The sequence below is a fragment of the Nocardioides sp. NPDC023903 genome, from assembly GCF_040639295.1.
Taxonomy (GTDB): domain Bacteria; phylum Actinomycetota; class Actinomycetes; order Propionibacteriales; family Nocardioidaceae; genus Nocardioides.
In genome coordinates this window covers 45,800-71,039 of the sequence record NZ_JBEZZS010000009.1, presented here as the reverse complement: position 1 = coordinate 71,039, position 25,240 = coordinate 45,800, and the positions used below count along the sequence as shown (strand labels likewise).

At 68.6% G+C, this 25,240-nt stretch carries 25 protein-coding genes and 1 tRNA gene; 10 read left to right on the top strand and 16 right to left on the bottom strand.

The window, feature by feature from the left end:
- Window positions 1-17: 17 nt before the first annotated feature.
- Window positions 18-614 carry a YdeI/OmpD-associated family protein gene (locus AB0F44_RS12250; RefSeq protein ID WP_357355719.1) on the top strand — a complete coding sequence of 199 codons (597 nt, stop codon included), beginning with the start codon at window positions 18-20 and terminating at the stop codon, window positions 612-614.
- A 44-nt stretch (window positions 615-658) separates the two neighbouring features.
- Here the strand turns inward: AB0F44_RS12250 and AB0F44_RS12245 are convergent, their stop codons facing one another.
- The 3 genes from AB0F44_RS12245 to AB0F44_RS12235 all read right to left on the bottom strand — a co-directional run bounded on the left by AB0F44_RS12245 (window position 659) and on the right by AB0F44_RS12235 (window position 3,325).
- On the bottom strand, window positions 659-2,077 hold the full coding sequence (locus AB0F44_RS12245; protein WP_357355717.1) for a hypothetical protein: 1,419 nt from the start codon (window positions 2,075-2,077) through the stop codon (window positions 659-661).
- Entirely contained in the window at window positions 2,070-2,579 is a 510-nt protein-coding gene (locus tag AB0F44_RS12240) for a SigE family RNA polymerase sigma factor (protein ID WP_357355715.1), read from the bottom strand. Before AB0F44_RS12240 ends, AB0F44_RS12245 begins: the two co-directional genes overlap by 8 nt.
- Window positions 2,580-2,647: 68 nt before the next feature.
- Window positions 2,648-3,325 carry a Crp/Fnr family transcriptional regulator gene (locus tag AB0F44_RS12235; RefSeq protein WP_008356269.1) on the bottom strand — a complete coding sequence of 226 codons (678 nt, stop codon included), beginning with the start codon at window positions 3,323-3,325 and terminating at the stop codon, window positions 2,648-2,650.
- Window positions 3,326-3,512: 187 nt separating this feature from the next.
- On the opposite strand from AB0F44_RS12235, the gene nth reads away from it, so the two are divergent.
- Genes nth through AB0F44_RS12215 form a run of 4 tightly spaced genes read left to right on the top strand, consistent with a single transcriptional unit; the run spans window position 3,513 to window position 6,743 of the window.
- Complete coding sequence (nth, locus tag AB0F44_RS12230; RefSeq protein WP_357355713.1) at window positions 3,513-4,229, top strand: endonuclease III; 717 nt, start codon at window positions 3,513-3,515, stop codon at window positions 4,227-4,229.
- Entirely contained in the window at window positions 4,229-4,876 is a 648-nt protein-coding gene (locus AB0F44_RS12225; protein WP_357355711.1) for a TlpA disulfide reductase family protein, read from the top strand. Before nth ends, AB0F44_RS12225 begins: the two co-directional genes overlap by 1 nt.
- Window positions 4,873-5,568, top strand: coding sequence for a CoA pyrophosphatase (locus tag AB0F44_RS12220; RefSeq protein ID WP_357355709.1), 696 nt, complete (start codon window positions 4,873-4,875; stop codon window positions 5,566-5,568). Before AB0F44_RS12225 ends, AB0F44_RS12220 begins: the two co-directional genes overlap by 4 nt.
- Window positions 5,565-6,743, top strand: a complete 1,179-nt coding sequence (locus AB0F44_RS12215) for a MarP family serine protease (protein ID WP_357355707.1) — start codon at window positions 5,565-5,567, stop codon at window positions 6,741-6,743. Before AB0F44_RS12220 ends, AB0F44_RS12215 begins: the two co-directional genes overlap by 4 nt.
- A 162-nt stretch (window positions 6,744-6,905) precedes the next feature.
- Here the strand turns inward: AB0F44_RS12215 and AB0F44_RS12210 are convergent, their stop codons facing one another.
- The 3 genes from AB0F44_RS12210 to nhaA all read right to left on the bottom strand — a co-directional run bounded on the left by AB0F44_RS12210 (window position 6,906) and on the right by nhaA (window position 9,753).
- Window positions 6,906-7,838, bottom strand: a complete 933-nt coding sequence (locus AB0F44_RS12210; protein ID WP_357355705.1) for a DUF559 domain-containing protein — start codon at window positions 7,836-7,838, stop codon at window positions 6,906-6,908.
- A gap of 166 nt (window positions 7,839-8,004) precedes the next feature.
- Entirely contained in the window at window positions 8,005-8,412 is a 408-nt protein-coding gene (locus tag AB0F44_RS12205) for a phage holin family protein (protein ID WP_357355703.1), read from the bottom strand.
- 42 nt (window positions 8,413-8,454) lie between these two features.
- On the bottom strand, window positions 8,455-9,753 hold the full coding sequence (gene nhaA / locus AB0F44_RS12200) for a Na+/H+ antiporter NhaA (protein WP_357355701.1): 1,299 nt from the start codon (window positions 9,751-9,753) through the stop codon (window positions 8,455-8,457).
- A 513-nt stretch (window positions 9,754-10,266) separates the two neighbouring features.
- Between nhaA and AB0F44_RS12195 the strand changes: the two genes are divergently transcribed.
- A complete protein-coding gene (locus AB0F44_RS12195; RefSeq protein ID WP_357355699.1) occupies window positions 10,267-10,785 on the top strand; it encodes a C40 family peptidase in 519 nt (172 codons plus the stop codon).
- Window positions 10,786-10,861: 76 nt separating this feature from the next.
- On the opposite strand, the gene acs is transcribed toward AB0F44_RS12195, so the two are convergent.
- From acs to AB0F44_RS12160, 7 genes are all read right to left on the bottom strand, one after another.
- Window positions 10,862-12,832, bottom strand: coding sequence for an acetate--CoA ligase (acs, locus tag AB0F44_RS12190; RefSeq protein ID WP_357355697.1), 1,971 nt, complete (start codon window positions 12,830-12,832; stop codon window positions 10,862-10,864).
- 112 nt (window positions 12,833-12,944) lie between these two features.
- A complete protein-coding gene (locus tag AB0F44_RS12185; protein WP_357355695.1) occupies window positions 12,945-14,576 on the bottom strand; it encodes a cation acetate symporter in 1,632 nt (543 codons plus the stop codon).
- The gene (locus AB0F44_RS12180; protein ID WP_160025759.1) at window positions 14,576-14,926 is read right to left on the bottom strand and encodes a DUF485 domain-containing protein; all 351 of its coding nucleotides are present in this window, start codon (window positions 14,924-14,926) and stop codon (window positions 14,576-14,578) included. The genes AB0F44_RS12185 and AB0F44_RS12180 overlap by 1 nt, the downstream gene beginning before the upstream one ends.
- A gap of 185 nt (window positions 14,927-15,111) precedes the next feature.
- Window positions 15,112-16,653: a cation acetate symporter gene (locus tag AB0F44_RS12175; protein WP_357355693.1), complete on the bottom strand. Its 1,542-nt coding sequence runs from the start codon at window positions 16,651-16,653 to the stop codon at window positions 15,112-15,114.
- On the bottom strand, window positions 16,650-17,018 hold the full coding sequence (locus tag AB0F44_RS12170; protein WP_357355691.1) for a hypothetical protein: 369 nt from the start codon (window positions 17,016-17,018) through the stop codon (window positions 16,650-16,652). Before AB0F44_RS12170 ends, AB0F44_RS12175 begins: the two co-directional genes overlap by 4 nt.
- Window positions 17,015-17,788 (bottom strand): LytTR family DNA-binding domain-containing protein, encoded by a 774-nt coding sequence (locus AB0F44_RS12165; RefSeq protein WP_350665925.1) that lies wholly within the window; start codon window positions 17,786-17,788, stop codon window positions 17,015-17,017. The genes AB0F44_RS12170 and AB0F44_RS12165 overlap by 4 nt, the downstream gene beginning before the upstream one ends.
- Window positions 17,785-18,900: a histidine kinase gene (locus AB0F44_RS12160; protein WP_350665923.1), complete on the bottom strand. Its 1,116-nt coding sequence runs from the start codon at window positions 18,898-18,900 to the stop codon at window positions 17,785-17,787. The genes AB0F44_RS12165 and AB0F44_RS12160 overlap by 4 nt, the downstream gene beginning before the upstream one ends.
- 110 nt (window positions 18,901-19,010) lie before the next feature.
- Here AB0F44_RS12160 and AB0F44_RS12155 point away from each other — a divergent pair, with 110 nt between their 5' ends.
- Window positions 19,011-19,484 (top strand): hypothetical protein, encoded by a 474-nt coding sequence (locus AB0F44_RS12155; protein ID WP_357355689.1) that lies wholly within the window; start codon window positions 19,011-19,013, stop codon window positions 19,482-19,484.
- A gap of 8 nt (window positions 19,485-19,492) precedes the next feature.
- Here AB0F44_RS12155 and AB0F44_RS12150 read toward each other — a convergent pair.
- The 3 genes from AB0F44_RS12150 to AB0F44_RS12140 all read right to left on the bottom strand — a co-directional run bounded on the left by AB0F44_RS12150 (window position 19,493) and on the right by AB0F44_RS12140 (window position 20,579).
- Window positions 19,493-19,565: transfer RNA gene (locus AB0F44_RS12150), tRNA-Pro, on the bottom strand.
- A 187-nt stretch (window positions 19,566-19,752) separates the two neighbouring features.
- Entirely contained in the window at window positions 19,753-20,127 is a 375-nt protein-coding gene (locus AB0F44_RS12145; protein ID WP_357355687.1) for a low affinity iron permease family protein, read from the bottom strand.
- Window positions 20,124-20,579 (bottom strand): low affinity iron permease family protein, encoded by a 456-nt coding sequence (locus tag AB0F44_RS12140; RefSeq protein WP_357355685.1) that lies wholly within the window; start codon window positions 20,577-20,579, stop codon window positions 20,124-20,126. Before AB0F44_RS12140 ends, AB0F44_RS12145 begins: the two co-directional genes overlap by 4 nt.
- A gap of 80 nt (window positions 20,580-20,659) precedes the next feature.
- Here AB0F44_RS12140 and AB0F44_RS12135 point away from each other — a divergent pair, with 80 nt between their 5' ends.
- The 3 genes from AB0F44_RS12135 to AB0F44_RS12125 all read left to right on the top strand — a co-directional run bounded on the left by AB0F44_RS12135 (window position 20,660) and on the right by AB0F44_RS12125 (window position 25,170).
- Complete coding sequence (locus AB0F44_RS12135; RefSeq protein WP_357355683.1) at window positions 20,660-21,610, top strand: 5'-nucleotidase; 951 nt, start codon at window positions 20,660-20,662, stop codon at window positions 21,608-21,610.
- Window positions 21,611-22,037: 427 nt separating this feature from the next.
- Window positions 22,038-23,495, top strand: coding sequence for an alkaline phosphatase PhoX (locus AB0F44_RS12130; RefSeq protein ID WP_357355681.1), 1,458 nt, complete (start codon window positions 22,038-22,040; stop codon window positions 23,493-23,495).
- A gap of 223 nt (window positions 23,496-23,718) precedes the next feature.
- Entirely contained in the window at window positions 23,719-25,170 is a 1,452-nt protein-coding gene (locus tag AB0F44_RS12125; protein WP_357355679.1) for an MFS transporter, read from the top strand.
- The last annotated feature ends 70 nt before the right edge of the window (window positions 25,171-25,240 follow it).

Below are 25,240 nucleotides of genomic sequence, written 5' to 3'. Positions count from 1 at the left end.
GGCCTACTGTTCGGCTCATGGCGATCCTGTCCGGAGCCGAGCTCCTGCTTCCCGATCCGTCCGCGTGGCGGGCCTGGCTGGAGGAGCACCATGCCGACACCCCCGCGGTCTGGCTGGTGCTGACCAAGAAGGGCGGCACGCTGACCACGCTGACCTGGCAGACCGCGCTTGACGAAGCGCTCTGCTTCGGCTGGATCGACGGCCAGGCCCGGCGGCGCGACGAGCAGTCGTCGTTCCAGCGGTTCACGCCGCGCGGGCCGAAGAGCCGCTGGTCGCTGAGGAACGTCGAGCACATCGGCCGTCTCGAGGCCGAGGGCCGAATGACCGCCGCCGGGCGGGCCGCCGTGGAGGCGGCGAAGTCGGATGGGCGGTGGGAGGCGGCGTACGCGGGTCCGGCCACCGCCGAGACCCCGCCCGACCTCCTCGCCGCGATCGCAGCGGTGCCCGAGGCGCAGGCGATGTACGACGTCCTCACCTCCCAGAACCGTTACGCCCTCTATCACCGCATCACCTCCCTGAAGACCGAGGCCGCGCGGTCGCGCAGGATCGAGGAGTACGTCGCCATGCTCGCCCGTCACGAGACGCTCCATCCCCAGAAGCGCCGGCCACAGTAGCCCCGGTTCGTGTGGGCGGGTGCCACTGAGCTCTCGGTGTGCGCTCAGCTGGCCTTCCTCGCCGCACGGAAGTGACGCCGGCGTACGACGAACGGGGTGAGGACGAAGGCGAACAGGGCCGCGATGACCAGGCCGATCGTCGGCAGTCCCAACCCGCTGGACGGTTTGGGCCAGGTTGGGTCAGGACTGGTGACGGTCGACCTGGCCTCACCTGGGTCGATCAGTCGGTAGGCGATCGTCGCGCCCTCCGCGATCGGCCGGTGCATCACGACGAGGCTTGAGAAGCTTTGCAGGTCCACCGGAGCGTGGTACTGATCGAAGGAGGTGAGGTTGTCGTCGATCTCCTGCCACAGGATCGGGTTCGCGCCGATCCAGCCGACGAGCCGCGGATACCCGGTCGCATCAGTCTTCAGCCCGGGTGAGGTCCCGTCCACCGGCAGTACCTCGGTTCCGAAGGGCTGCTTGATGACGTACAGCTCTGTGCCTCGGAAGGCCAAGCCTGTGTACGCCCCGCTAGTGATCGGGGTGAGCGGGCGGCTCTCGGGGGCCAATCCGGGTGCCTGAGTGATGACGCGGCTCTCGATGAGGCGAGCGATCGTGCCGTCGTCCGAGATGGCCCACTCGACCTCCCGGCTCAACCCGAGCTCCCTGTTCTGCTGATCGGCCTCGGCGGAGCTTTCGTCCGTGAAGAGGAACCCGTCGTCCCCGAGCCCGATGCCGCCGGCGCGGGAGGTCTCGGTCTCGAAGCTCGCGTCCCGCCAGCTCCGCATCTGCCAGCCCTGCCACAGCAGCCACTGTCCGTTGGTGGACCACTCGAGGTTGTGGACGTAGACCGCGGCGTCGTGCTGCGCGGAGACATTCCAGGTGCGTACGTCCCCGGTGGTCAGATCGGCGACCTTCACGCCGGCAGGACGCGGCGTGGTGTCACTGTCGGCGGGATCTGCCCAGGCCCAGGCGAGGTGGCTGCCGTCCGGCGAGAGCGCGAGGGCGCTGTGCGACGGCTGGCCACGCACCTCCTTGCCGACGAACCCCGGCAGGTCGAGCACGTGGTAGCCGCCTGTGGCGGCATCGACCACGACCGGGACGCTGCCGTTCTCGTCGCTGCTGCTCCGGACGTACGCCACGGCCCCGACGCCGAGATCGAGGTCGTCCTCCATGACGTCGGCGTGGGCGTAGGCACCGAGCCCGTCGAGCTCGGTCAACCACTCCGGCGCGGTCTCGACCATCTTTGGGACGGCCAGGTCGCCGTTGCGCTCGGCCGGCTCGATATCGGACTGCCGGTCGGGGATCCCGGTGAAGCCGACGATGATGAGGGCGACGGCCGCGGTGACGGAGGCCGCCACGATCGCGACCGAGCGGCGATGGATGCGGCGACCGCGTGCGTACAGGCCGTCAGGGACCCGAAGAGCGGGTGTCGTGTCGGCGATGCGGGAGAGCTCGTCGCGAAGCTTCTGGTCAGTCATTGATGAGCTCCTCGAGGTGCGGGGCGAGGGTGCGCAGTCGGTCGAGCGCCTTGCGGCCGGTCGACTTCACGGTGCCGACGTGGAGCCCGAGCATGTCGGCGGTCTGGGCCTCGGTGAGGTCTTCGAAGTAGCGCAGCACCAGGATCGTGCGCTGTTTCAGCGTCAGCTGTGCAAGGGCCTGTTCCAGGCTGAGCCGGAGGTCTCGGTCGCCGGTCTCGGGCGCTGCGGTGGTGGCCTCGTGCGTGTCCAGCGGGGTCTCCGCGAAGCGACGGCGGCGCCACCAGGAGATGTTCTGGGTGTAGAGGATCCGCCGGACGTACGGCTCGGGGTGGCCTTCGATGCGGTGCCAGGCCTTGGCCGCGGACAGGAGCGCCTGCTGGAGAAGGCCCTCGGCGAGGTGGGCCTCACCGGTCAGCAGGTACGCCGTGCGGGAGAGTGCCTGGGCGCGGGAGCGTACGAACTCGTCGAACTCCGCCTGACCCGAGTCTGATCTGAAAAGCATCTCGGCCTCCTTTCACCTGCTGTTACGCCAGGTGGAAGGAGGCCGGATGCCTGTTGGAAGGTAAAGAATCAGCGGGCGCGACGAGCCATGCGCTCGATGTCCATGATGACCACGCTGCGCGGCTCGAGGCGGAGCCAGCCGCGGCTGGCGAAGTCGGCCAGGGCCTTGTTGACCGTCTCGCGGGAGGCGCCGACGAGCTGGGCGAGCTCCTCCTGGGTGAGGTCGTGGTGGACGTGGACGCCGTCGTCGGCGGTGCGGCCGAACCGGTCGGCGAGGTCGAGCAGGGCCTTCGCGACACGGCCGGGGACGTCGGAGAAGACGAGGTCGGCGACGACGTCGTTGGCCTTGCGGAGGCGGCCGGCCAGTTGGGCGAGCAGGCCGCGGGCGACGACCGGGCGGCCCTCGAGCCACTTGAGGAGGTCCTCGTGCGAGAGGCTCGCGAAGGCGGAGTCGGTGACCGCGGTGACGGTGGCCGAGCGGGGGCCCGGGTCGAAGAGCGAGAGTTCACCGAACATCTGGCCGGGGCCCATGATGGCGAGCAGGTTCTCGCGGCCGTCGGACGAGGTGCGGCCGAGCTTCACCTTGCCGTCGATCACGACGTACAGCTTGTCGCCGGAGTCGCCCTCGTGAAAGAGCACCTCTCCGCGGCGGAGCTTCGACTCTGCCATCGAGGCGTGCAGGGCCGTCATCGACTCGTCATCGAGTGCGCTGAAGAGCGGTGCCTGACGGAGTACGTCGTTGTCCATTGCGGCCATTCCTCCTGGATTTTCCCCACATCCGCGGGTAGTACACCGGGAATCCTATCTGTGGAACGTCTCACAAGTGCACATCACCCACCGATAAGGGCAGAAAGTGCATGTGCTGAGCGGTGTTTGTGGTAGCCGCGCTCTGGGCCGGATCGGGATTGTCGGTGCGGCCGCGTAGCCTTGCTGCGTGCCTGCCCAGAAGTTTGCGACTGAGACGCGCCTGGGTCTGGTGCGTCGTGCCCGTCGGATCGACCGCGTCCTCGGTGAGACCTACCCGGATGCCAAGGCCGAGCTCGACTTCACCAATCCGTTCGAGTGCCTGGTCGTGACCGTGCTGAGCGCGCAGACCACGGACAAGCGGGTCAACCTGGCCTCGCCCGCCCTCTTTGCGGCCTACCCCTCCGCGAAGGAGATGGCGGCGGCGCCTCGGGAGCATCTGGAGCAGCTCGTCGGGCCGCTCGGCTTCTTCCGCGCCAAGACAGACGCGCTGCTCAAGCTGAGCGCCGTGCTGGTGGAGGAGTACGACGGCGAGGTGCCCTCCCGTCTGGAGCAGCTGGTGAAGCTGCCCGGTGTCGGGCGCAAGACTGCCAACGTCGTGCTGGGCAACGCCTTCGGCAAGCCGGGGATCACCGTCGACACGCACTTCGGACGGCTGTCGCGGCGCTTCGGTTGGACGACCGAGAAGGACCCGGTCAAGGTCGAGCACGAGGTCGGTGCGCTGTTCGAGAAGCGTGACTGGACGATGCTGTCGCATCACGTGATCTGGCACGGGCGGCGGATCTGTCACGCCCAGAAGCCGGCGTGCGGTGCCTGTCCGGTGGCCCAGCTGTGCCCTGCGTACGGCGAAGGGCCGACCGACCCGGTCGCCGCGGCCAAGCTGGTCCGCACGGAGGGCCGCAACTGATGGTTCGTGCCCTGGGTAGACGAGCCCGGGCCGCGTCAGCAGCCGCCCTGCTGCTGGCCGTCCTGGCCGGTTGCGGCACCGACTCCTCGAGCGGGGGCGGGCAGTCCGGCGCGCCACTTGCTGACGAGCCGTCCTCCTCCAAGGTGAACGTCGCCACCGCAAAGATGGTCGCGGCCAAGAAGGCATCGAAGGTGGAGGCCTGCCAGGAGGGGCCGGTGAGCGACGGCGGACTGCCGTCGATCGAGCTGCCCTGTCTCGGCGGTGGCGAGTCCGCCGACCTCGCCTCGTTCCAGGGGCCGATGGTGATCAACCTCTTCCAGGGCTTCTGCGCGCCCTGCAAGGAGGAGATGCCTGCCCTGCAGAGCTTCTACGAGACCTACGGCGACGAGGTGCCGGTGATCGGCATCGACGTCATGGACACCGTCCCCGGAGTCGCGCTCGAGGAGGCGATCTCACGCGGGGTGTCCTTCCCGATGTACGCCGATCCAGGCGGCGAGCTGCAGGGCGGGCCGCTCACGGCGCGCGCGGTGCCGGCGACGTACGTCCTGTCCTCCTCCGGCGAGGTCGAGCTGCTGCAGATGGGTGGCATGACCAGTGCGACCCAGGTGAAGGAGCTCGTCGAGAAGAAGCTGGGGATCACGCTGTGAGCGAGCGTCAGACGGCCAACGGGACTCGGCCGGAGTGGTTCGACGAGATCGTCGAGGCGGCGCAGCAGATCCAGGGCGAGGACATCTCACAGTTTCTGCCGCCGGCCGACGGCAGCGCCCGCGAATCGGCCGTGCTGATGCTCTTCGGCGAAGGTCCCTCGGGTCCCGATCTGTTGCTGACCGAGCGGTCGCACACGATGCGTTCGCACCCGGGTCAGGTCTCGTTCCCCGGCGGCCGGCTCGATCCGGGGGAGACCGCCGAGGAGGCGGCGCTCCGGGAGGCCTGGGAGGAGACCGGGCTCGACCCCACCGGTGTCGACGTCGTCGGCCGCCTCCCGGCGCTGTGGATCCCGTTCTCCAACCACGCGGTGGTACCGATCATCGCGTGGTGGCGGGAGCCGTCTCCGGTCACGACGCGGTCGGTCGAAGAGGTGCACGCCGTCTATCGGGTGCCGTTGTCGGATCTCATCGACCCGGCCCACCGGATCCAGGTCGGCGCGCCTGGCCGCAACGAATGGCTGATGCCCGCGTTCTTGATCGGACCGGAGAAGGATGTCATCCTCTGGGGCTTCACAGGTGGAATCATCAGCCGTTTCTTCACCTATCTCGGGTGGATCACGGAGATTCCGGACGCCCCGATCAAGGAGTTGCCCGAATACATGTTCCAGGGACGCGAACGGAATCAGCCGTGAACTTTCTTGACTGGATCCTGATCATTCTCGTCGGGGCCTACGCGCTCTCGGGCTATTGGCAGGGCTTCATCACCGGCGCCTTCGCGACCGGCGGACTGCTGCTCGGTGGCTTCATCGGCATCTGGCTGGCACCGAAGGTGCTCGGCAGCGCGGCTCCGTCGTTGTGGGTCTCGCTCGGCGCCCTGTTCGTCGTGATCGCGTGTGCGTCCATCGGGCAGGCGGTGCTGCAATACGGCGGCGTACGGGTGCGAGACGAGATCACCTGGCAGCCGGCCCGGATCGTCGATGCGCTCGGCGGTTCGCTGCTCAGCGCGGCGGCCGTGCTGGTGGTCGCCTGGGCCCTCGGGGTCGCGGTCTCGGGTGCACAGATCAACGGGCTCACGCCCGCGGTGCGTGGCTCGGCGATCCTGGCCAAGGTCGACTCGATCATGCCGTCGCCCGCCGACCGTGCGCTGAGCGCGTTCAACGACGTCGTCGGCACCTCGTTCTTCCCGCGCTACCTGGAGCCGTTCGCCAGTGAGCGGATCGTCGAGGTCGGCCCCGGTCCGCGTCGCATGCTCACCGACCCCGATGTCGTACGCGCCGGCGAGTCGGTCCTCAAGATCCGCGGCGCCAACGAGTGCGGCAAGGGCGTCGAGGGCACCGGGTTCGTCATCGGCCGCGGCTACCTGATGACCAACGCCCACGTCGTCGCGGGCGTCGACGACCCCAACGTCATCGTCGGTGACGGCGCCAACGACGCCAAGGTCGTCCACTACGATCCCGAGATCGACATCGCGGTCCTGAAGTTCGAAGGTGCCGGCAACCTCAAGCGCCTCGAGTTCGACCGCACTGCCGCAGCCGAGGACCCGATCGCCGTCCTGGGCTACCCGCAGGACGGCCCCTTCGACGTACAGCCCGGTCGTATCCGTGCCGAGCAGCGCCTCCGCTCGCCCGACATCTACGGCGTCGGCACCGTCATCCGAGACGTCTACTCCGTACGCAGCCTCATCCGCCCCGGCAACTCCGGCGGCCCCATCGTCGACTCCGAGGGCGACGTCGTCGGCGTCGTCTTCGCCGCCTCCGTCACCGACTCCGAGACCGGCTATGCCCTCACCACCGACCAGGTCATCGAGATCGCCCGCGAGGCGCGCTTCCAGACCGCTGCCGTCGACACCGGAGCCTGCGCCGGCTGACCCTCTCGCCGAGGCGTCAGCTAGGTCGGCCGAGGCGCCAGGTAGGTCGGTCGAGACGTCACCTGCGTCGGCCGAGTTGGCAATGCGATGCCAACTCGGCCTACGGGAGTGACGCCTCGGCTCGGGCGGGTGACGCTTCGGCCGACGGGGGCGACGCTTCGATCAGAAGCGGCGGGAGGAGTAGGTCGGGGTCAGGGCGTCCTTGATCTCTCGGAGCCAGGCGTCGAGACGGTCGCCGGTGAAGTCGCCCTTCCGTACGATGACGATCGTCCAGCCGTGATCGATCAGCCAGCCTCGTCGCTCTTCGTCGTAGATTCGTTGGTCGGGGTCGTCGTGGTCCTCGCCGTCGTACTCGATCGCGACCTTGGCGAGTCGGTAGGCGAAGTCGAGGCGGTAGGTCGGGATTCCTTCGACGTCGACCCAGACCTGTGCCTCGGGAAGGGGAAGTCCGGCGTCACTGATCGCGAGCAAGGTCCACGATTCACGCTGGGACTCGAGGCGGCGGTTCAGGAGCGGGACGAGCTCGCGGAGCTGGACGACGCCGCGGCGCCCGCGAAAGCGGGGCAGCTCCTTGTCGAGGGAGTCCCGAGTGATCCCGTGGTGTCTGGCGAACTCGTTGAGCGCGGCCATCGCCTCTCGCCGCTTCAGGTTGCAGCCGAGGTCGAGCGCGGTGCGTAGCGGTGTCGTCACACGTACGCCCCCGATGACCGCGATGTCCTCGGGCAGGAGGTCGCGCGAGCGGCCGTCGGTGCCTGGGCGCCGCGTGCGGGTGTGCCCACGGAGGGCACACGTCTCCACGGCCGGGAGCTGTGCCATCTCGGTCTGGGTGAAGGTGTTGATGCCGTGCACCCAGGCGGCGGTTCGGTCACTGATCACCTGATGCTCGGACACCACCTGGACGAGCGCCTCGGCGCGCTTCACCGGATCGTCCTCCGCCTGCGCGGCGAGATAGACGCCCCGGAAAGGGCGACGTACGTCCCCATGGTTGATCGCCTGGGCGAGCGCGTATCGGTTGGTCGCGACCGACTCGATGTCGGACGTGGTGAAGGGACGCTCCGGCAGGCGGCTGTCGGTCTTGACGAGTGAGAGATTCATGGCCGCAGCGTGCGACAGGTTGCGTACGAAGTCATCCCTCTTTTCAGAGGCTGTGGATAACTTCGGACTCAGCGTGCCCTGTGGACGGAAACTGGCCCGTCACCGTGACGCTTCGGCCGACCGGGGTGACGCCTCGGCCGACGGGGCTGACGTTTCGGCAGAGGGGTCAGCGCTGGCCCTTGAGAGCCCGGGGGATCTCCTTGCCCTGCGCGATGGCCTTCTCGGGGGCCTTGACCTTCTTCACCTTGAGTACGCCGATGAAGGCGAGCAGGGCGGCGAGGAGGACGTAGAAGCCGAAGACGATGAGGAAGGACCACTGCAGGCCGAGGCCGGTCCAGTGGATGAAGTAGGCCGCCGAGACGGACAGCATGATCACGGCGAGTACCAGCAGGAACGCGGCAGCGGCGAAGAGGCCGACGCCGACGCCGGCGTTGGTCACCGAGACCTTGAGCTCCTGTTTGGCGAGCGTGATCTCCTTGTTGACGAGCTCGGAGATGTCGCGGGTGGCGTCGACGACGAGCTTGCCGATCGTCGGGTCCTCGCCGCCCGGGGACTTCACGATGTCGACTGCCATGGGAACCCTTCGCTGAACGTGTATTGGGGAGCGCCCACGACCTTACCGGTCCCGACCCTGATCATCCTCGAACACGTCCGGCACGCCGTCCTTGTTGGCATCGAGAGTCTCGACCTCCTCGATGCGTCGGTAGACCCGGTTGCGTGCCCGCAGCACCACCGTCGCCAAGGCGGCGGCCAGGACGGACCCGAACAGAACGCCCACCTTCATGTGGTCATGAGCGGACGGATCGGACGAGAAGGCGAGCTCGCCGATCAGCAGCGACACGGTGAAGCCGATGCCGGCCAGCATCGCCATCCCGATCACGTCGGTCCAGGCGAGGTCGTCGTCGAGCGAGGCACGGGTGAACCGGGCCAGCAGCCAGGTCGATCCGGAGATGCCGATGGTCTTGCCGACGACCAGGCCGAGGATGATGCCGAGCGTGATCGGGTCGCGCAGCGCGCTGGTCACCCCGTCCCAGCCACCGAGGGAGACACCGGCGGCGAAGAAGGCGAAGATCGGCACCGCGACGCCGGCCGAGATCGGCCGAACCAGGTGCTCGAAGTGCTCGGCGAGCCCGCGCTTGGCCTCCGGGTTGCGGGCGATGACGGGTACGGTGAACCCGAGCAGCACACCGGCGACGGTGGCGTGGACCCCGCTGGAGTGGACGAGGGCCCAGGCGATCAGGGCGAGCGGGAGGAGCAGCCAGGGGCTGCGTACGCGGCGCTGCACGAGCAACGCGAAGAGCCCGATCGGGATGAGCGCCAGCAGGAGGTAGCCGATGTGCAGCTCGGAGGTGAAGAAGACCGCGATGACGATGATGCCGAGCAGGTCGTCGACGACGGCGAGGGTCAGCAGGAACGTACGCAGCCCCGCAGGCAGGTGCGTCGAGATGACCGCCAGGATCGCGACCGCGAAGGCGATGTCGGTGGCCACCGGTGTCGCCCAGCCCGCGAGCGACCCGCCGCCGATCAGGTTGACGGCGACATAGACCAGCGCCGGCACGACCATGCCGCCGACCGCGGCCGCGATCGGCAGCGCGGCCCGCCGGGGGTCGCGGAGGTCGCCGGAGACGAACTCGCGCTTGAGCTCCAGGCCGGCGACGAAGAAGAAGATCGCGAGCAGGCCGTCGGCCGCCCAGGCCCCGAGGGTCAGGTCGAGATGAAGGGACTCGGGTCCGACCCGGAAGTCGCGGAGCGCCTCGTACGCATCCTGCCAGGGGCTGTTGGCCAGGACGACCGCGATGATCGCGGCGATGATGAGGAGTACGCCGCCCGTCGTCTCGGCTCGCAGGATCTCGGCCGTCCGCGAGGTCTCCAGCCAGGAGCCGCGGGTGAAGAGGCGGTTGCGGGTGTCGGTCACGAGTGGGCCTCCAGGGGCTCAGGGGTCGATGAACTCACGCCGACCAGACTTCCCGGCACACCTGACGACGACCCTAGCAAGCGCCGTCTTCAGAGGCAGGAAGGTGATCAACTTGGGGCCGCCTTTGGCCAAGACACAGGCGTAAACGGTCGCAAACGTACACAAAACCATCAGATCGAGAGTGAGTTGCTGCACAAATGCCCCGACCGGCACCGGATTCCGTTGCATAGTGGATGAGCCCTCACCGAACGGTGGGGCCGCTCCGGTCGCGCCGAGGCCCGTCACAACCGGAGGAGAGTCGATCCGACCACGGTGGCGGGCACGGGGGAGCCAAGCAGTACGCCGGGAGCCAGACACAAGGCAGACCGGCTCGGGGTGAAGGCGCAGATGAAACCAGCGCCCGGGCAACAGCAGCCCGAATCCGACAGGTGAACCTTCGCAGGCGTCGCTGCAACAGGGGAACCTCGAATGACCGGATCGTGTGTCCGTGCGCTTTCGCGCGCCTACAGAACGATGACCGTCGGCCTCGCGACCGCCCTCGTGGTCGGTCTCGCGCTCGTCGCCGCTCCCAACCAGTCCGCCACGGCAGCTTCCCCGCCGGGCGCAAGTGCCCAGACCAGCGCCAACACGAGCGCTCAGACGAGCACCCACACCACCAAGAAAAAGAAGAAGAAGTCGCGCGGGCTGCGAGCGCTGCGTCGCGTCAAGAGCCAGGCTGGCGACCCCTACTCCTACGGCGGCAACGGCCCCCACGCCTACGACTGCTCGGGCTTGACCCAATGGGTCTACAAGAAGCTCGGCCGCAAGCTGCCGCACAGCTCATCGGCCCAGGTCAGCCACACCTTCAAGGTCAAGAAGCCGCGCAAGGGCGACCTGGTCTTCTTCTACGGCAGCGGCGGCGTCTACCACGTCGGCATCTACGCCGGGAAGCACGACGGCCGCCGCTGGGTCTGGCATGCGCCCAGGTCCGGTGAGACCGTCAAGAAGGACCCGATCTGGACCGACAGCCACTTCATCCGCCGGGTGAAGTAGAAGAAGCACTAGAACGTACGCAGCGGCCCGGCCGCCCCGCGAGGGGCGACCGGGCCGCTGTGGGTGCCGAGCGTGATCACTCGTCCGTGGCGGTCGTCTTCCCGGCAGCGATGAGGTCCATGATCGTCTGGTCGGCAAGCGTCGTCGTGTCGCCGACGCCGCGACCCTCGGCGAGGTCGCGGAGCAGCCGCCGCATGATCTTCCCCGAGCGCGTCTTGGGCAGCTCGGGCACGATCATGATCTGCCGCGGCTTGGCGATCGGGCCGATCTCCTTGCGGACGTGGTCGGAGAGCTCCTTGTGGCAGTCCTCGGGCGACCCGTCGCGCAGGATGACGTACGCCACCACCGCCTGCCCCGTGTCGGGGTCGGTCGCGCCGACGACCGCCGCCTCCGCGACGTAGGGGTGCGAGACCAGCGCCGACTCGATCTCGGTCGTGGAGAGCCGGTGGCCGGACACGTTCATCACGTCGTCGACGCGGCCCAGGACCCAGACGTCGCCGTCCTCGTCCTTCTTCGCGCCGTCGCCGGCGAAGTAGAACCCTTGGTCCTTGAACCGCGCCCAGTAGGTGTCGATGTAGCGCTGGTCGTCGCCCCAGATCGTACGCAGCATCGACGGCCACGGCTGGGTCAGCACGAGGTAGCCCCCGGCTCCGTTCGGGACGGAGACACCGTTGTCGTCGACCACGTCGGCGCCCACACCCGGCAGGGCCTTCATCGCCGAACCCGGCTTCCCGTGGGTGACCCCGGGGAGCGGCGAGATCATGATCGCGCCGGTCTCGGTCTGCCACCAGGTGTCCACCACGGGCACCTTCGAGCCACCGATGACGTCGCGGTACCAGATGTAGGCCTCGGGGTTGATCGGCTCCCCGACGGACCCGAGCAGGCGGACCGAGGAGAGGTCGCGGCCGTCCGGGATGGCGCGTCCCTGTTTCATGAACGTCCGGATCGCGGTCGGCGCGGTGTAGAAGATCGTGACGCCGTACTCCTCGATGATCTGCCACCAGCGACCCTTCTCCGGGAAGTCCGGCGTGCCTTCGTAGAGCACCTGGGTCGCGCCGTTGGCCAGCGGGCCGTAGACGATGTAGGAGTGGCCGGTGATCCAGCCGATGTCGGCGGTGCACCAGTAGACGTCGGTCTCGGGCTTGAGGTCGAAGACCTCCCAGTGCGTGAACGCCGCCTGGGTGAGGTAGCCGCCGGTGGTGTGCAGGATGCCCTTCGGCTTCCCGGTGGTACCCGAGGTGTACATGACGAAGAGCGGGTGCTCGGCGTCGTGCGCCACCGGAGTGTGCTCGGTCGACGCCGACGACACGACATCCGACCACCACTTGTCGACAGAGTCGTTCCAGTCGACGTCCTGCCCAGTGCGCTTGACCACGAGTACGTTCTCGACCAGGCCGGGCTGGGTCGCCTCGACCTTCGTGACCGCCTCGTCCACGGCGGGCTTGAGCGCCGAGGGTGCGCCCCGGCGGTAGCCGCCGTCCGAGGTGACGATCAGCTTCGCGCCGCAGTCGACGACGCGGGTCGCGAGAGCGTCGGCGGAGAAGCCACCGAAGATGACGGTGTGGATCGCGCCGATCCGCGCGCAGGCCAGCATCGCGATGACGGCCTCGGGGATCATCGGCATGTAGATCGCCACTCGGTCGCCCTTGCCGACGCCGAGCGCCTCGAAGGCGTTCGCGGCCCGGGAGACCTCGTCCTTGAGCTCGGCATAGGTGATGGTGCGCTTGTCGTCGGCAGGCTCGCCGACCCAGTGGATCGCGACCCGGTCACCGAGCCCGGCCTCGACGTGGCGGTCGACGGCGTTGTAGGCGACGTTGATCTCGCCACCCTCGTACCACTTCGCGAACGGCGGGTTGTCCCAGTTCAGGACGCGATCGAACGGCTTGGACCAGGTGAGCCGTTCCGCGGCGGCCGCCCAGAATGCGTCGCGATCCGCGCCAGCGGTGTCGTACGCATCGGCCTTGACGTTGGCAGCGGCGGCAAGCTCGGCAGGCGGCTCGAACCGGCGCTTCTCGTGCAGCAGGTTGGACAGGGTCTCGTCGCTCACAGTGACTCCTACGTACGAAAAATGTGTGGCTCAAGCCACAGGGTAGTGCGGGGGAAAGAATGATGGCGGGCCGTCGTACAACACCACGTGTACGACGGCCCGCCGTGAGGGATCAGTGCGTGATCGCCTTCTCCGAGCCGGCGCCGGTGAGGGCGCGCACCTCGAGCTCGACGTAACGCTCAGCGGTCTCCGGCTCCTTCGACGTCACCGTGCCCAGCCAGCCCAGGAAGAACCCGAGCGGGATGGAGATGATGCCGGGGTTCTCCAGGGGGAACCAGGAGAAGTCCACGCCGAGCGGGAAGAGCGAGGCGGAGATCGTCTCGCCCGTCACCGCGTCCACGGCCGTCTTGCCGGAGACGACCGGCGAGAAGAAGACCAGACCGACGCAGGAGATCAGGCCACCGTAGATCGACCACACCGCGCCACGGGTGTTGAACCGCGCCCAGAACATGTTGTAGATGATCGCCGGCAGGTTCGCCGAGGCGGCGACCGCGAAGGCCAGCGCCACAAGGAACGCGATGTTCAGCGACTGCGCCGGGATGGCCAGCAGGATCGCGATCAGACCGATGCCCGCCGCGGCCCACCGCGAGACCTTCATCTCCTCCTTCTCGGTGGCCTTGCCACGCTTGATCACCGAGTTGTAGATGTCGTGGGCGACGGAGACCGAGGAGGTCAACGTCAGACCCGCGACCACGGCGAGGATCGTGGCGAAGGCGACCGCGGCGATGAGAGCCAGCAGTACGGCGCCACCGATGGAGCCTTCACCGCCACCGACCTCCTGGGCGAGCAATGGTGCCGCCAGGTTGCCGGCCTTGTCCAGGGTTGTCGGGTCGACCAGCGCGGCCGCACCGAAGCCCAGGACCAGGGTGAACAGGTAGAAGACGCCGATCAGGGCGATCGCCCACAGCACCGACTTGCGGGCATCCGCCGAGGTCGGGACGGTGTAGAAGCGGATCAGGATGTGCGGCAGGCCAGCGGTGCCGAGCACCAGGGCGAGCCCGAGCGAGACGAAGTCCAGCTCGCTGGTGAAGCTCAGGCCGTACTTCAGTCCGGGCTGGAGGAAGGCGTCGCCCTTGCCCGAGGCATCCGCCGCGGAGCCGAGCAGCTCGGAGAGATTGAAGCCGAACTGGGCGAGCACCAGGATCACGATCAGCGCCGAGCCGGTCATCAGCAGGACGGCCTTGACGATCTGGACCCAGGTGGTGCCCTTCATCCCGCCGACGGTGACGTAGAAGATCATCAGCGCGCCGACGAACAGGATCACGATGTTCTTGACCAGCTGGTCCTCGACGCCGAGCAGCAGGGCCACCAGGGCGCCCGCACCGACCATCTGGGCCAGCAGGTAGAAGATCGAGACGACGACCGTGGAGGTCGCCGCAGCCAGGCGGACCGGGCGCTGCTTCATCCGGTACGCCAGCTGGTCGGCCATCGTGTAGCGACCGGAGTTACGCAGCACCTCCGCGACCAGCAGCAGCGCCACCAGCCAGGCGACGAGGAAGCCGATCGAGTAGAGGAACCCGTCATAGCCGGACAGGGCGATGGCGCCGGAGATACCGAGGAACGACGCCGCCGACATGTAGTCGCCGCCGATGGCAAGACCGTTCTGGAAACCGGAGAAGCCGCGGCCACCGGCGTAGTAGTCGGCCGCGGTCTTCGTCTGCCGGCTCGCCCAGAAGGTGATGCCGATCGTGACCGCGACGACCGCGAGGAAGAGGACCGTGGTGAGGATCTGGCTGCCGTCCATCAGAGCTGCCTCTTCTCGATCTCGTATTCCTCATCCAGCTTCCGAGCGAGCGGGTCGAGGTGCTTGTTGGAGTAGTTGGCGTAGAGGTAGGCGATGCCGAACGTGGTCGCGAACTGGAGGAGCCCGAAGACCAGCGCGACATTGATGTTGCCGACGAGCTTGGTGTTCATGAAGTCCTCTGCCCAGTTGGAGCAGAACACGTAGAGGAGGTACCAAGCCAGGAATGCCACCGTGGCCGGGAATACGAACTTCCGGTACGCCGACCGCAGAGCGCGAAACTCTGCCGTGGCGTGCAGTCTGTCGTAGACCGGGTCGTGCCGGTGGGCTTGGTCGTGCGCTTCTTCGCTCACGGTCGAACCCTTTCGTTGACGAGGCCGCCTTCCGTGGGGGTGGAGGACGGACAGCGTGTGATCGCAGTCACATTAGGGGCCTGTCGGACCGTTCGTCGCGGGTAGCGCCCGGTCCCTCGGTAGACGGCGTCGTCGCGCGACGAGCGGTCGATTTCGTACGCCGAATGGCTGCTGTCGCGGCCTGGTCAGCGCTCTTGCAAGACCGTCTTCATGGACGGCGCAGCCGGCTCGGTCACCGGCTCAGGGGAGTGCAGGCGGACCAGCAGCCGGGTGGTGTGGGCGGGGACGTGGGCGGCGGTGGCGAGGCTGACGACGATCATGACGGCGAAGGAGAGCGGCACCGCCCACAGCGCCGGCTGGGTGAGCGCGACATCCGCCCAGGTGCCCGTACGTGACCCACTGATCGTGAACACCACGGCCGACCCTGTGGTGACCAGGCCGGTGACCAGACCGGTGGCGGCGCCGTAGGCGGTCAGCCGGCGCCACCAGATGCCGAGCAGGAGCAGCGGGCAGAAGGTGGCGGCGGCGAGCGCGAAGGCCAGGGCGACCCCGCGGGCGACCCCGACGCTGGGGGTCAGCAGGGCGCCGGCGACCGGGACGATGACGGCGACCAGGGAGGCGATCCGGAAGGCGGCGACGCCGCCGAAGCGGCTGCCCCTTCGGCGTAGGAGGGGGACGACCACGTCCTGGGAGAGCACCCCGGAGACGGCGATCGCCAGGCCCGACGACGTGGACAGGAAGGCCGCGAAGGCGCCGGCGCAGACCAGCCCGGTCAGGGCGTCACCCGCCCAGCCCGGGACCATCAGCCGGGGCAGCTCGAGCACCAGGGTGTCGGCGGAGGCGGGGGTGGCTGCGTACACGCGTCCGAGGAGGCCGAGGATCGGCGGCAACAGGTAGAAGACGCCGAGAAGGGCCAGGACGACCAGCGTCGTGCGGCGGGCGGCGCGGCCGTCGGGGTTGGTGTAGAAGCGGACGCCCACGTGCGGCAGGCCCATCGTGCCGAGGAAGGTGGCCGCGATCAGCGAGTAGGTGGCGTAGAGGCCGGTCGAGGTGTCGGTGCCCATCGGCAGCGACCAGGCCTGGCTGAGATCGGTCGCGCGGGGCGCGCCGTCGGCGCCCCAGACCGCGACCAGCACCCCGACCGGCACCAGCAGGGCGGTCAGCTTGAGCCAGTACTGGAAGGCCTGCACGAACGTGATCGAGCGCATCCCGCCCGAGAAGACGCTGACCAGCACGACCATGCCGACCAGCACCGGTCCCACCCAGCGAGGTGCGCCCGCGACCAGCTCCAGGGTCAGCCCGGCGCCCTGCAGCTGGGGCAGCAGATAGAGCCAGCCGATGCTCACGACCAGCAGCGAGCAGAGCCGCCGCACCCCGGTGGAGGCGAGCCGCTCCTCGGCGAAGTCGGGCAGCGTGTACGCCCCTGACCTGCGCAAAGGAGCCGCGACCAGGGTCAGCAGCACGAGATAGCCAGCGGTCCAGCCGATCGGATACCAGAGCATCTCCGCGCCGGAGGTGAACACCAGGCCTGCGACGCCCAGGAAAGACGCGGCTGAGAGATACTCCCCGCCGATCGCGCTAGCGTTGAGGCCGGGACGCACCGACCGCGAGGCGACGTAGAAATCGCTCGTGGTCCGGCTGAACCGCAGCCCCCAAGTGCCGATGGTCAGCGTCGCCAGGGTGACCAGGGTGACCGCGACGATCGCGGGGGCGGACTCGAGTGTCATGGCGTCTCGTCGTCCGAGCGGAGCAGGTCGGCATAGCTGGCCTCGTTGCGCTCCGCGCCGCGCAGATACCAGCGGCCGAGGACGAACAGGAACGGGTAGACCAGCACCCCGAGGAGCAGCCAGGGGAGCGGTACGCCGAACGGCGCGGTGCGCACCAGGCCAGGAGCCAGCCAGAACAGCAGCGGGAGCGAGCCGACGCCGAGGAAGAGCACCGCGAGGGTGCGGAGGGCGATCGAGAGCTGGGCGCGCATCAGCGAGCCGAGGTAGATCTCGCCGAGACGGGTGTCCTCGTCGACGTCGACCCTGCGGACGGCCGGGCGTCGTCGGGGCGGTCCGGTGACGCGTACGCGCTGTGGTTCTGTCATGAGCGTCGGGCTAGCAGGTCCTTGAGTTGGCGCGTGTGCCGGCGGCTGACCTGCAGCTCGGTCCCGCGGGACGGGCCTCCGACGACGACCGAGCAGCGCCCGGCCTCCGAGCGCACCTCGGTCACGTGGGCGAGGTTGACGAGGAGGGAGCGGTGGATGCGTACGAACCGGGCCGAGGCCCACTCCTGCTCCAGCTGGGTCAGCGGGACCCGCACCAGGTGGGACGCGTCGGCGGTGTGCAGCCGGGCGTAGTCGCCCTGCGCCTCCACGTGGGTGATCTGGGAGCGCCACACGAAGCGGGTGACGCCGCCGAGCTCGACCGGGATCTGTACGTCGCCGCTCGGCTCCTCCTCCGGCATGCTGCCCATCAGCCGGGTGACGGTCTCCGCCAGCCGCTCGGCGCGCACCGGCTTGAGCACGTAGTCGACCGCGCGCAGGTCGAACGCCTCCAGCGCGTGCTCCTCGTGAGCGGTCACGAACACGACCGCCGGCGGCGTCTTGAATCGCGCCAGCAGCCGGGCCAGCTCGAGCCCGTTCAGGCCGGGCATCTGGATGTCGAGGAAGACCGCGTCCACGCCCGACCCCTGCAGCTGCTGCAGCCCGTCGGTCGCGTTCAGGCAGGTGCGCACCTCCGCCACCCGCGCGTCCTGGGTGAGCAGGTAGGAGAGCTCGTCGGCCGCCGGCGGCTCGTCGTCGACGACCAGGATTCTCAGCCGGCCACCGGGCGCTCCTTGCCGCGCAGCGAACGCCTGCGTCGTACGGCCACTCATGTGTGCACTCCTGGGGCGAACTTCGGGATTCTGAGGATGACCTTCGTGCCGGCGCCCGGCGCGGTCTCGACGACCAGGCCATAGTCGTCGCCGTAGGCGTTGCGGAGCCGGGCGTCGACGTTGCCGAGCCCGACGGAGTCGTTGCCGCCGGCCAGCGCGTTGCGTACCTTCTCCGGGTCCTCGCCGGCGCCGTCGTCCTCGACCTCGATCACGCACTCGGTGCCGCTGTCGGCGGCCCGGATGGAGATGTGGCCGGTCTGCGCGTCGGCCAGGCCGTGGCGTACGGCATTCTCGACCAGCGGCTGCAGGCACAGGAACGGCACCGCGATCGGCAGCACCTCCGGCGCGACCGAGAGCCGCACGCTGAGCCGCTCACCGAACCGGGCCTGCTCCAGCAGCAGGTAGCGCTCCACGGAGCGGAGCTCCTCGGACAGCGTCGTGTATTCGCCGTGGGTGCGGAAGGAGTAGCGGGTGAAGTCCGCGAACTCCAGCAGCAGCTCGCGGGCACGCTCCGGATCGGTGCGTACGAAGCTGGCGATCGCCCCCAGCGAGTTGTAGATGAAGTGGGGGCTGATCTGAGCGCGCAGCGCGCGCACCTCGGCCTCCATCAGCCGCCGCCGCGACGCGTCGAGCTCGGCGAGCTCGAGCTGACCGGAGACCCAGGTCGCGACCTCGTCGGTGGCGCGGACCATCATCGCCGAGGTGTCCGGTGCGTACGCCTGCAGCGTGCCGACCAGGTGGTCGTCGACGACCAGCGGGCTGACCACGGCGGAGTGCAGCGGGCAGCCCGCCTGGCCGCACTCGAGGTCGACCCGGTCGTAGAACCGGGTCGCGCCGCGCTCCAGCGTCCCCTCGGCCAGCTTGGTCACGTGCTCCTGGTGGTGGGTGCCGATGCCTTCCCAGGCGAGCAGGCCGTCGGTGTCGGTGATCGCGAGCGCGGGGGCGGCCAGCAGCGCCTGCAGGTGAGGGGCGGCGCGCTCGGCGCTGTCGACGGTCAGGCCGCCACGCAGCGCCGGGCTCGCCAGCGATGCGTTGTGGAGGGTGCGGAAGGTCGCCCGATCGGCTTCTGTACCCAGGTGGGTGCCCAAGGGAGAGCGCAGCCAGCGCCGCATCCGCACCCCTTCTCTCTGGTGGTCGAGCTTGTCGAGACCCAAACAATTGTGACGGCGCCCACGCTATCTGTCACCCGGGCCGCCGCAGGGCCGCGAGGTAGGTTTGCGGCATGCGATTGAGTCGAGTGATCCCGGGTCTGCTGGCCGCCGGCGTAGCGGGCGCGGGCGCTGCCTTCGTGATCGGCATGCGCAACAAGTCGCCGTGGCTGCAGGACCGCATCCGCGCCTTCTCGAAGCGGTTCGCCTCCGAGGCCCTGAAGACCGCCGGGATGAAGGGTGCCGCCAACGGCGTCGTTCTCCACGTCGGCCGCGCGAGCGGACGGGAGTACGCCACCCCGATCACGCCGATCCGGACCCCAGACGGCTTCGTCATCAACCTGCCCTACACCTCGAAGGTCGACTGGGCCCAGAACGTCCTGGCCGCCAACTCGGCCACGATCGTCTACGACGGCGTCGACCACCGGGTCACCGACCCGCGCGTCGTCCCGTACGCCGAGGTCGCGCCGCTGCTCCCGAAGGCCGCCGGCGTCGTCCGTGCCGTCTTCGACGTCCAGGAGTTCCTCCGCGTCACCAACGCGGACTGACCTCGTCGTCGGGTTGGCGGGACTCGAACCCGCGATCGCCTGGACCCAACCCAGGAGGGATAGCCGCTTCCCTACAACCCGTCATCTGCCACGAAAAAGGCCGCCCACGAGGAATTTCTCCTCGGAGCGGCCCAGTTGCGCCTGCGTGCAGGCTCAGGTCAGCGGCCGCTCCCCGGACGGGTGACGGTCGAACGGAAGCGGTCGCTGCTGCATACCGACCACGCTAGGCAGGCGCGGCCTCGGATGCACACCATTTATCGGCGTACGGCTATCGGTGGTGCCGGTGGCGGATGTGCTCCTGGTCCTCCAGGGCACGGTCTTCCATGGCGATGACCTCGTTGTCGGCGCCGTCGACGCTCTCGACCAGCTCGTCGAGCTTGAGCAGGATGGCCTGGGTCTGGCGGTTGGTCGTGTGTTGGAGGCTGATGAGCATCAGCAGGCTGACGATGGAGGCGGCGGCGTGGATGACGCTCTGCCACCACGACGGGAATCCAGTGCCCAGACCCGCGAGCAGCAGCACAGCGACGGCCACCATGCTGATCCCGCTGGCCCACGCCGACCCGGCCACGTCCGCGAGCGCGCGGGCGGCCTCCGAGATCCGGTCGCGTACGTCCTGAGACGACTCCGGCGCGTGGTCGCTCATTCGGCGCTTTCCCGTTCCTCCAGACCCACCGCCTGGCGCAGCTCGTCGCGGTCGTCGCTCAGCTCGGGATGGTCGTGGGCCATCCGCTCCATCATCGCGGAGAGCCCTTCGGCGATGGCGTTGAGCTTGTGCTGAACGGCGTCGTCGGCTCGCTTCTGGGTGTTCTGCAGGAGTGCTACCAGCAGGAACGTGACGATCGTGGTGGCCGTGTTGATGATCAGCTGCCAGGTGTCGATGTCGGGCAGCACCAGGAAGGACGGCGCCCAGATCACCACCAGCAGCACGCACATCACGAAGAACCACGCCCGCGACACGAAGTTGCTGGCATGGGTGGCGAAACGGTCGAACACCCCGATGTGGTTCCCGACCTGCGACGGCATCGTCTTCTGGTGGTCCGGGTTGTTCGAGCTGCCCGAGCGGCCGGAGTGGTGCTCGCGATCTCTCGTCTGCATAGCTACCTCCTCTACCGACGCGTCCGGTACCCGATTCGACTCTCCTCATACCCGAACGGGTGAGCGGTAGGTTGCACATCGTGGGTTACGAGCTGAGGGATCGGTTGGTCGTCGGGATCGCGTCGAGCGCGCTCTTCGACCTCACCGAGTCGGATGCGTACTTCCGCGAGCACGGTGAGGAGGCCTACCGCCGCTACCAGGACGACCGCATCGACGACCCGCTCCGGCCGGGCGTCGCGTACCCGTTCATCAAGCGGCTGCTGAGCCTCAACGACCTCGCGGCCGATGCCGACGACGGTCTCGTCGAGGTGATCGTGGTCTCGCGCAACGACCCCAACACCGGGCTGCGGGTGATGCGCTCGATCGAGCACCACGGCCTGCCGATGACCCGTGCGGTCTTCACCCAGGGTCGCTCGCCCCACCCCTACATCGGCGCGCTCGGGATGTCGCTGTTCCTCAGTGGCAACCGGGAGGACGTCATCGCGGCCAGCCGCGAGGGATTCCCGGCCGGTCACGTGCTGCCGTCGGCGGCGACGTACGACGAGAACGACCGCTCCGTCGTCGTCGCCTTCGACTTCGACGGTGTGCTCGCCGACGACGGCTCCGAGCGGGTCTTCCGCGAGGAGGGGATCGAGAGCTACCGGGCCTATGAGGCGAGCCGGAAGGCCGAGCCGCTCGAGCCCGGGCCACTGCAGCCGCTGCTGCGCGACCTCAACCGGATCCAGCAGATCGAGGAGCAGCGCCGCCTGGAGGATCCGGGCTACGAGCCAAGGCTGCGGATCGCACTCGTCACCGCCCGCGGCGCCCCAGCCCACGAGCGGGCGATCCGGTCGCTGCAGTCCTGGGACGTCTACGTCAACGAGGCCTTCTTCCTTGGTGGCGTGGAGAAGGTGCGAGTGCTCGAGGTGCTCCGCCCGCTGATCTTCTTCGACGACCAGACGACCCACCTGGACGAGGCGGTCGGGTCGATCGCCGGGGTCCACATCCCCTACGGCATCGCCAACTCCGGCGACGTTCCCGCTGGTCAATAGCGCTTTACAGTTCGTCCACAGGAGGTTGTCATCTGGTGGATGGACCCTGGCATATGTCACCCTGGGCGGAGTTGTACAGATTCTGTTCACTTGAGAAGTGCGAGGAGTTCACTCGATGACTTCGGCTATGTGTGCCAAGTGCACCGAAGACGAGGAGATCCGGGTTCTCTCGCGTTCGGCGGGGGGCCGCCGGCGGCTGATGTGCTGCAGGTGTGGATACGCGTGGGAGAGCGGGCGCTCCGGTCCCGCCCGGAGGACTGGCCTGACCGGCCTGTTCGGAGCGGCCTGACGCGCCGTCGGCGTACGTTTCACGCCGCCGTCGCCTGAGGTTCACCTCGGGCGGGCGCGCAGGTGTTGCGGAGTGGCTTGGGTAGAGGGCTGAGACCTGTCTCGGGATCCCCTACCAAGCTCCGAGGAGTACCAACCCATGTCCGCAACTCGACGCTCCCTGCTCACCGGAGGAGCCGCGGCCGGGGTCGGCCTGGCCGTCGCCGGTGCCGTTCCCGCTCTTGCCGAGGCGAAGCCGGCGCGGCCCGGCACTCCGGGACGCAAGCGCGCCCGCGAGCCGTTCCCGCCGCTCGTGGACGACCCCAAGGGGATCCTCGCGCTGGCCGAGGGGTTCGCGTACGCCATCGTCACCTCCGCCGGGGAGACCACTCTCAAGTCGGGTGAGAAGACGCCGTCGAACCACGACGGGATGATGGTGCTCGGTGGCCGGCGTGGGCGCTACACGCTCATCCAGAACCACGAGATCGAGCCCGGCGAGGGCATCCCGGTGCCGCTCGTCGAGGGCACCGTCTACGACCCGGGCGCACCGTCGGGCGGCTGCACCGTGATCACCACCGACGCCGGCGGCGCCAACTTCGGTGAGTTCGTCGCGATCTCCGGCACCTCCACCAACTGTGCCGGCGGCCCGACGCCGTGGGGGACCTGGCTGACCTGCGAGGAGACCGTCAACGACGCCGGTGAGGAGTGGGAGGGCGAGGACGGCACCAAGGGCGTCTACGAGAAGGACCACGGCTACGTCTTCGAGGTCTGGGCCGACGGCTCGGCCGACCCGCGCCCGATCAAGGCCTTCGGCCGCTACGACCACGAGGCCCTCGCGATCGACAAGACCCGCACGAAGGTCTACCTCTCCGAGGACGCCGACGAGCCCAACGGGCTCTTCTACCGCTGGACCGCCCCGGCCGGGGTGAGGCTCGGCCCGGGCGTGCTCACCGAGCTGGCCGACGACGCCGGCACGCTCGCCGCGATGCAGATCATCCTCCCCGACGGCTCGGTGCTGCCCGACGTGGCCTACCTGACCTCCGCGCAGATGGGTCAGCCGTTCCCGGTGAAGTGGAAGACCGTGCCCGAGCGCGACGCTCAGGAGACGCCGTGCCGTGAGCAGTTCGCCGACGGCGAGGTCACCCGCGGCCGCAAGTTCGAGGGTGTGTGGGGCACCGACGAGGGCGTCTACGTGGTCAACTCCTACGCGTGGGAGGAGGGCGACATGCCCGCCGACGCGTCCCCGCACGACGGCATGGTCTGGTTCTACGACTACGCGGCCGAGACCATCCAGCTGGTGACGTACTTCCCGCACCAGACGCAGTCCGAGGACGATGCCCCGGCGCCGAAGTACGGCGACCTCACCTTCGACGGCCCGGACAACGTCACCGTCACCCCCTGGGGTTCGCTGGTGCTCGCCGAGGACGGCTCCGGCGCCTCGCACGTGCTCGGCGCGTTCCCGGGCGGCCCGGCGTACGCCATCGCCCGCAACGATCTCAACGACTCCGAGTTCTGCGGGCCGTGCTTCTCGCCCGACGGCAAGGTCCTCTTCGTCAACATGCAGGACCCCGGCTACACCCTGGCCATCACCGGCCCGTGGGAGCGTTACCTCGGCTGATGCCTGCGGATCAGAGACCAGACGTACGTGGCGGGCGGCTCGGGCCGCCCGCCACGTACGTCTGCTGTAACCGCCTCCCGAGACGCCGGAGGTGAGGTTGTGAGGTCTGTGAGACCGTGAGCGGAAGTTGACGGGCATGCACGCGAGGGTTGGCGGCTGCTGAAACGTGGGCTGGCGATGGTGGGTGATATCTCGCCGACTGCCCCGCACTGAGGAGCCCACCATGAGCCGCCGCTACTGGATCGACGACTGGCGTCCGGAGGACGCCACCTTCTGGGAGGAAACCGGGGCGAAGACCGCCCGCCGCAACCTGATCTGGTCGATCTTCGCCGAGCACCTCGGCTTCTCGGTCTGGCTGATCTGGTCGGTCTCCTCGGCCTTCCTGGTCGCCCAGGGCTTCGACTTCACCCCGAGCCAGCTGTTCTTCCTGATCGCCATCCCCAACCTGGTCGGCTCGCTGCTGCGGGTGCCCTACACCCTCGCGGTGCCGAAGTTCGGTGGCCGCAACTGGACGATGATGTCGGCCGCGCTGCTGCTCGTGCCGACCCTCGGCTTCGCGTACGCCGTCACCCAGCCGACCACGCCCTACTGGGTCTTCTGCGTCATCGCCGCCACGGCCGGTCTCGGCGGCGGAAACTTCGCCTCCTCGATGGCGAACATCAACTTCTTCTACCCATCCGCGAAGAAGGGCGCCGCGCTCGGCCTCAACGCCGCCGGCGGCAACCTCGGCGTCGCGCTCATCCAGTTCCTGCTGCCGGTCATCGTCGGTGGTGCCGGCATCTTCGGGCTGATCAAGGCCTCCGACGGCGGCATCCATCTCGAGCGGGCCGCGTTCGTCTACGCGGCGCTGGCCGTCATCGCGATCTTCGCGGCCTTCTTCTTCATGGACAACATCACTGACGCCAAGTCCTCCCCGAAGGAACAGCTCTCGGTGGTGAAGTCGAAGCAGACCTGGATCATGTCGTTCCTCTACATCGGCACCTTCGGTTCCTTCATCGGCTACTCCGCCGCGATGCCGCTGCTGATCAAGCTCAACTTCTGGGTGCCCGAGCCGGCGCCGCTCGGGACCGGCATCTACTTCGCCTACTTCGCCTTCCTCGGCGCGCTGATCGGCTCCGCGACCCGGCCGCTGGGCGGCTGGCTGGCCGACCGCTGGGGCGGCGCGAAGGTCACCCTCGGCGCGTTCATCGGGTTGGTCGTCTTCACCCTCGGGGTGCTGTGGACCCTGATGCAGCTCACGCCGAACCCGGACGCGACCCCCGCGATCGCGTTCGAGAACCAGTCCTGGTTCCCGGTCTTCCTGGGCTTCTTCATGCTGGTCTTCGCCTCGACCGGCATCGGCAACGGTTCGACATACAAGATGATCCCGTCGATCTTCCGTCGTGAGGCCGAGCTGGCCACCACGCCGGGCACCGCCGAGCGCGAGACCGCGCTGGCCGGCGCGACCAAGAGGTCCTCCGCCGCGGTCGGCATCATCGGCGCCGTCGGTGCGATCGGCGGGTTCTTCATACCGATCGCCTTCAACAGCCCGTGGGTCGACAACCCCCTCGACGCCACCAAGTCGGCGTTCATCGCCTTCACGATCTTCTACGCCATCTGCGCCCTGGTCACCTTCGTGGTCTACCTGCGCCCGCAGCCGGCTCAGGTTCGCGAGTTGGCCGACGTACGGATTTGAGCGGGCCAGCCCCGTGTAACACGCTGTTCGTCGGACTTATCGCCCTGTCAGGAAGGGCGAAAAGTCCGAC

Coding starts and splice junctions, on each gene's coding strand:
- AB0F44_RS12160 (WP_350665923.1), bottom strand. CDS start 18,900: ATGCGGCGCTGGCTGCGCTCTCCCTTGGGCACCCACCTGGGTACAGAA.
- AB0F44_RS12125 (WP_357355679.1), top strand. CDS start 23,719: ATGAGCCGCCGCTACTGGATCGACGACTGGCGTCCGGAGGACGCCACC.
- AB0F44_RS12170 (WP_357355691.1), bottom strand. CDS start 17,018: ATGACAGAACCACAGCGCGTACGCGTCACCGGACCGCCCCGACGACGC.
- AB0F44_RS12210 (WP_357355705.1), bottom strand. CDS start 7,838: ATGAATCTCTCACTCGTCAAGACCGACAGCCGCCTGCCGGAGCGTCCC.
- AB0F44_RS12175 (WP_357355693.1), bottom strand. CDS start 16,653: ATGACACTCGAGTCCGCCCCCGCGATCGTCGCGGTCACCCTGGTCACC.
- AB0F44_RS12185 (WP_357355695.1), bottom strand. CDS start 14,576: ATGGACGGCAGCCAGATCCTCACCACGGTCCTCTTCCTCGCGGTCGTC.
- AB0F44_RS12205 (WP_357355703.1), bottom strand. CDS start 8,412: ATGGCAGTCGACATCGTGAAGTCCCCGGGCGGCGAGGACCCGACGATC.
- AB0F44_RS12145 (WP_357355687.1), bottom strand. CDS start 20,127: ATGAGCGACCACGCGCCGGAGTCGTCTCAGGACGTACGCGACCGGATC.
- AB0F44_RS12250 (WP_357355719.1), top strand. CDS start 18: ATGGCGATCCTGTCCGGAGCCGAGCTCCTGCTTCCCGATCCGTCCGCG.
- AB0F44_RS12240 (WP_357355715.1), bottom strand. CDS start 2,579: ATGCTTTTCAGATCAGACTCGGGTCAGGCGGAGTTCGACGAGTTCGTA.
- AB0F44_RS12140 (WP_357355685.1), bottom strand. CDS start 20,579: ATGCAGACGAGAGATCGCGAGCACCACTCCGGCCGCTCGGGCAGCTCG.
- AB0F44_RS12245 (WP_357355717.1), bottom strand. CDS start 2,077: ATGACTGACCAGAAGCTTCGCGACGAGCTCTCCCGCATCGCCGACACG.
- AB0F44_RS12155 (WP_357355689.1), top strand. CDS start 19,011: ATGCGATTGAGTCGAGTGATCCCGGGTCTGCTGGCCGCCGGCGTAGCG.
- AB0F44_RS12235 (WP_008356269.1), bottom strand. CDS start 3,325: ATGGACAACGACGTACTCCGTCAGGCACCGCTCTTCAGCGCACTCGAT.
- AB0F44_RS12130 (WP_357355681.1), top strand. CDS start 22,038: ATGTCCGCAACTCGACGCTCCCTGCTCACCGGAGGAGCCGCGGCCGGG.
- AB0F44_RS12165 (WP_350665925.1), bottom strand. CDS start 17,788: ATGAGTGGCCGTACGACGCAGGCGTTCGCTGCGCGGCAAGGAGCGCCC.
- AB0F44_RS12225 (WP_357355711.1), top strand. CDS start 4,229: ATGGTTCGTGCCCTGGGTAGACGAGCCCGGGCCGCGTCAGCAGCCGCC.
- AB0F44_RS12195 (WP_357355699.1), top strand. CDS start 10,267: ATGACCGTCGGCCTCGCGACCGCCCTCGTGGTCGGTCTCGCGCTCGTC.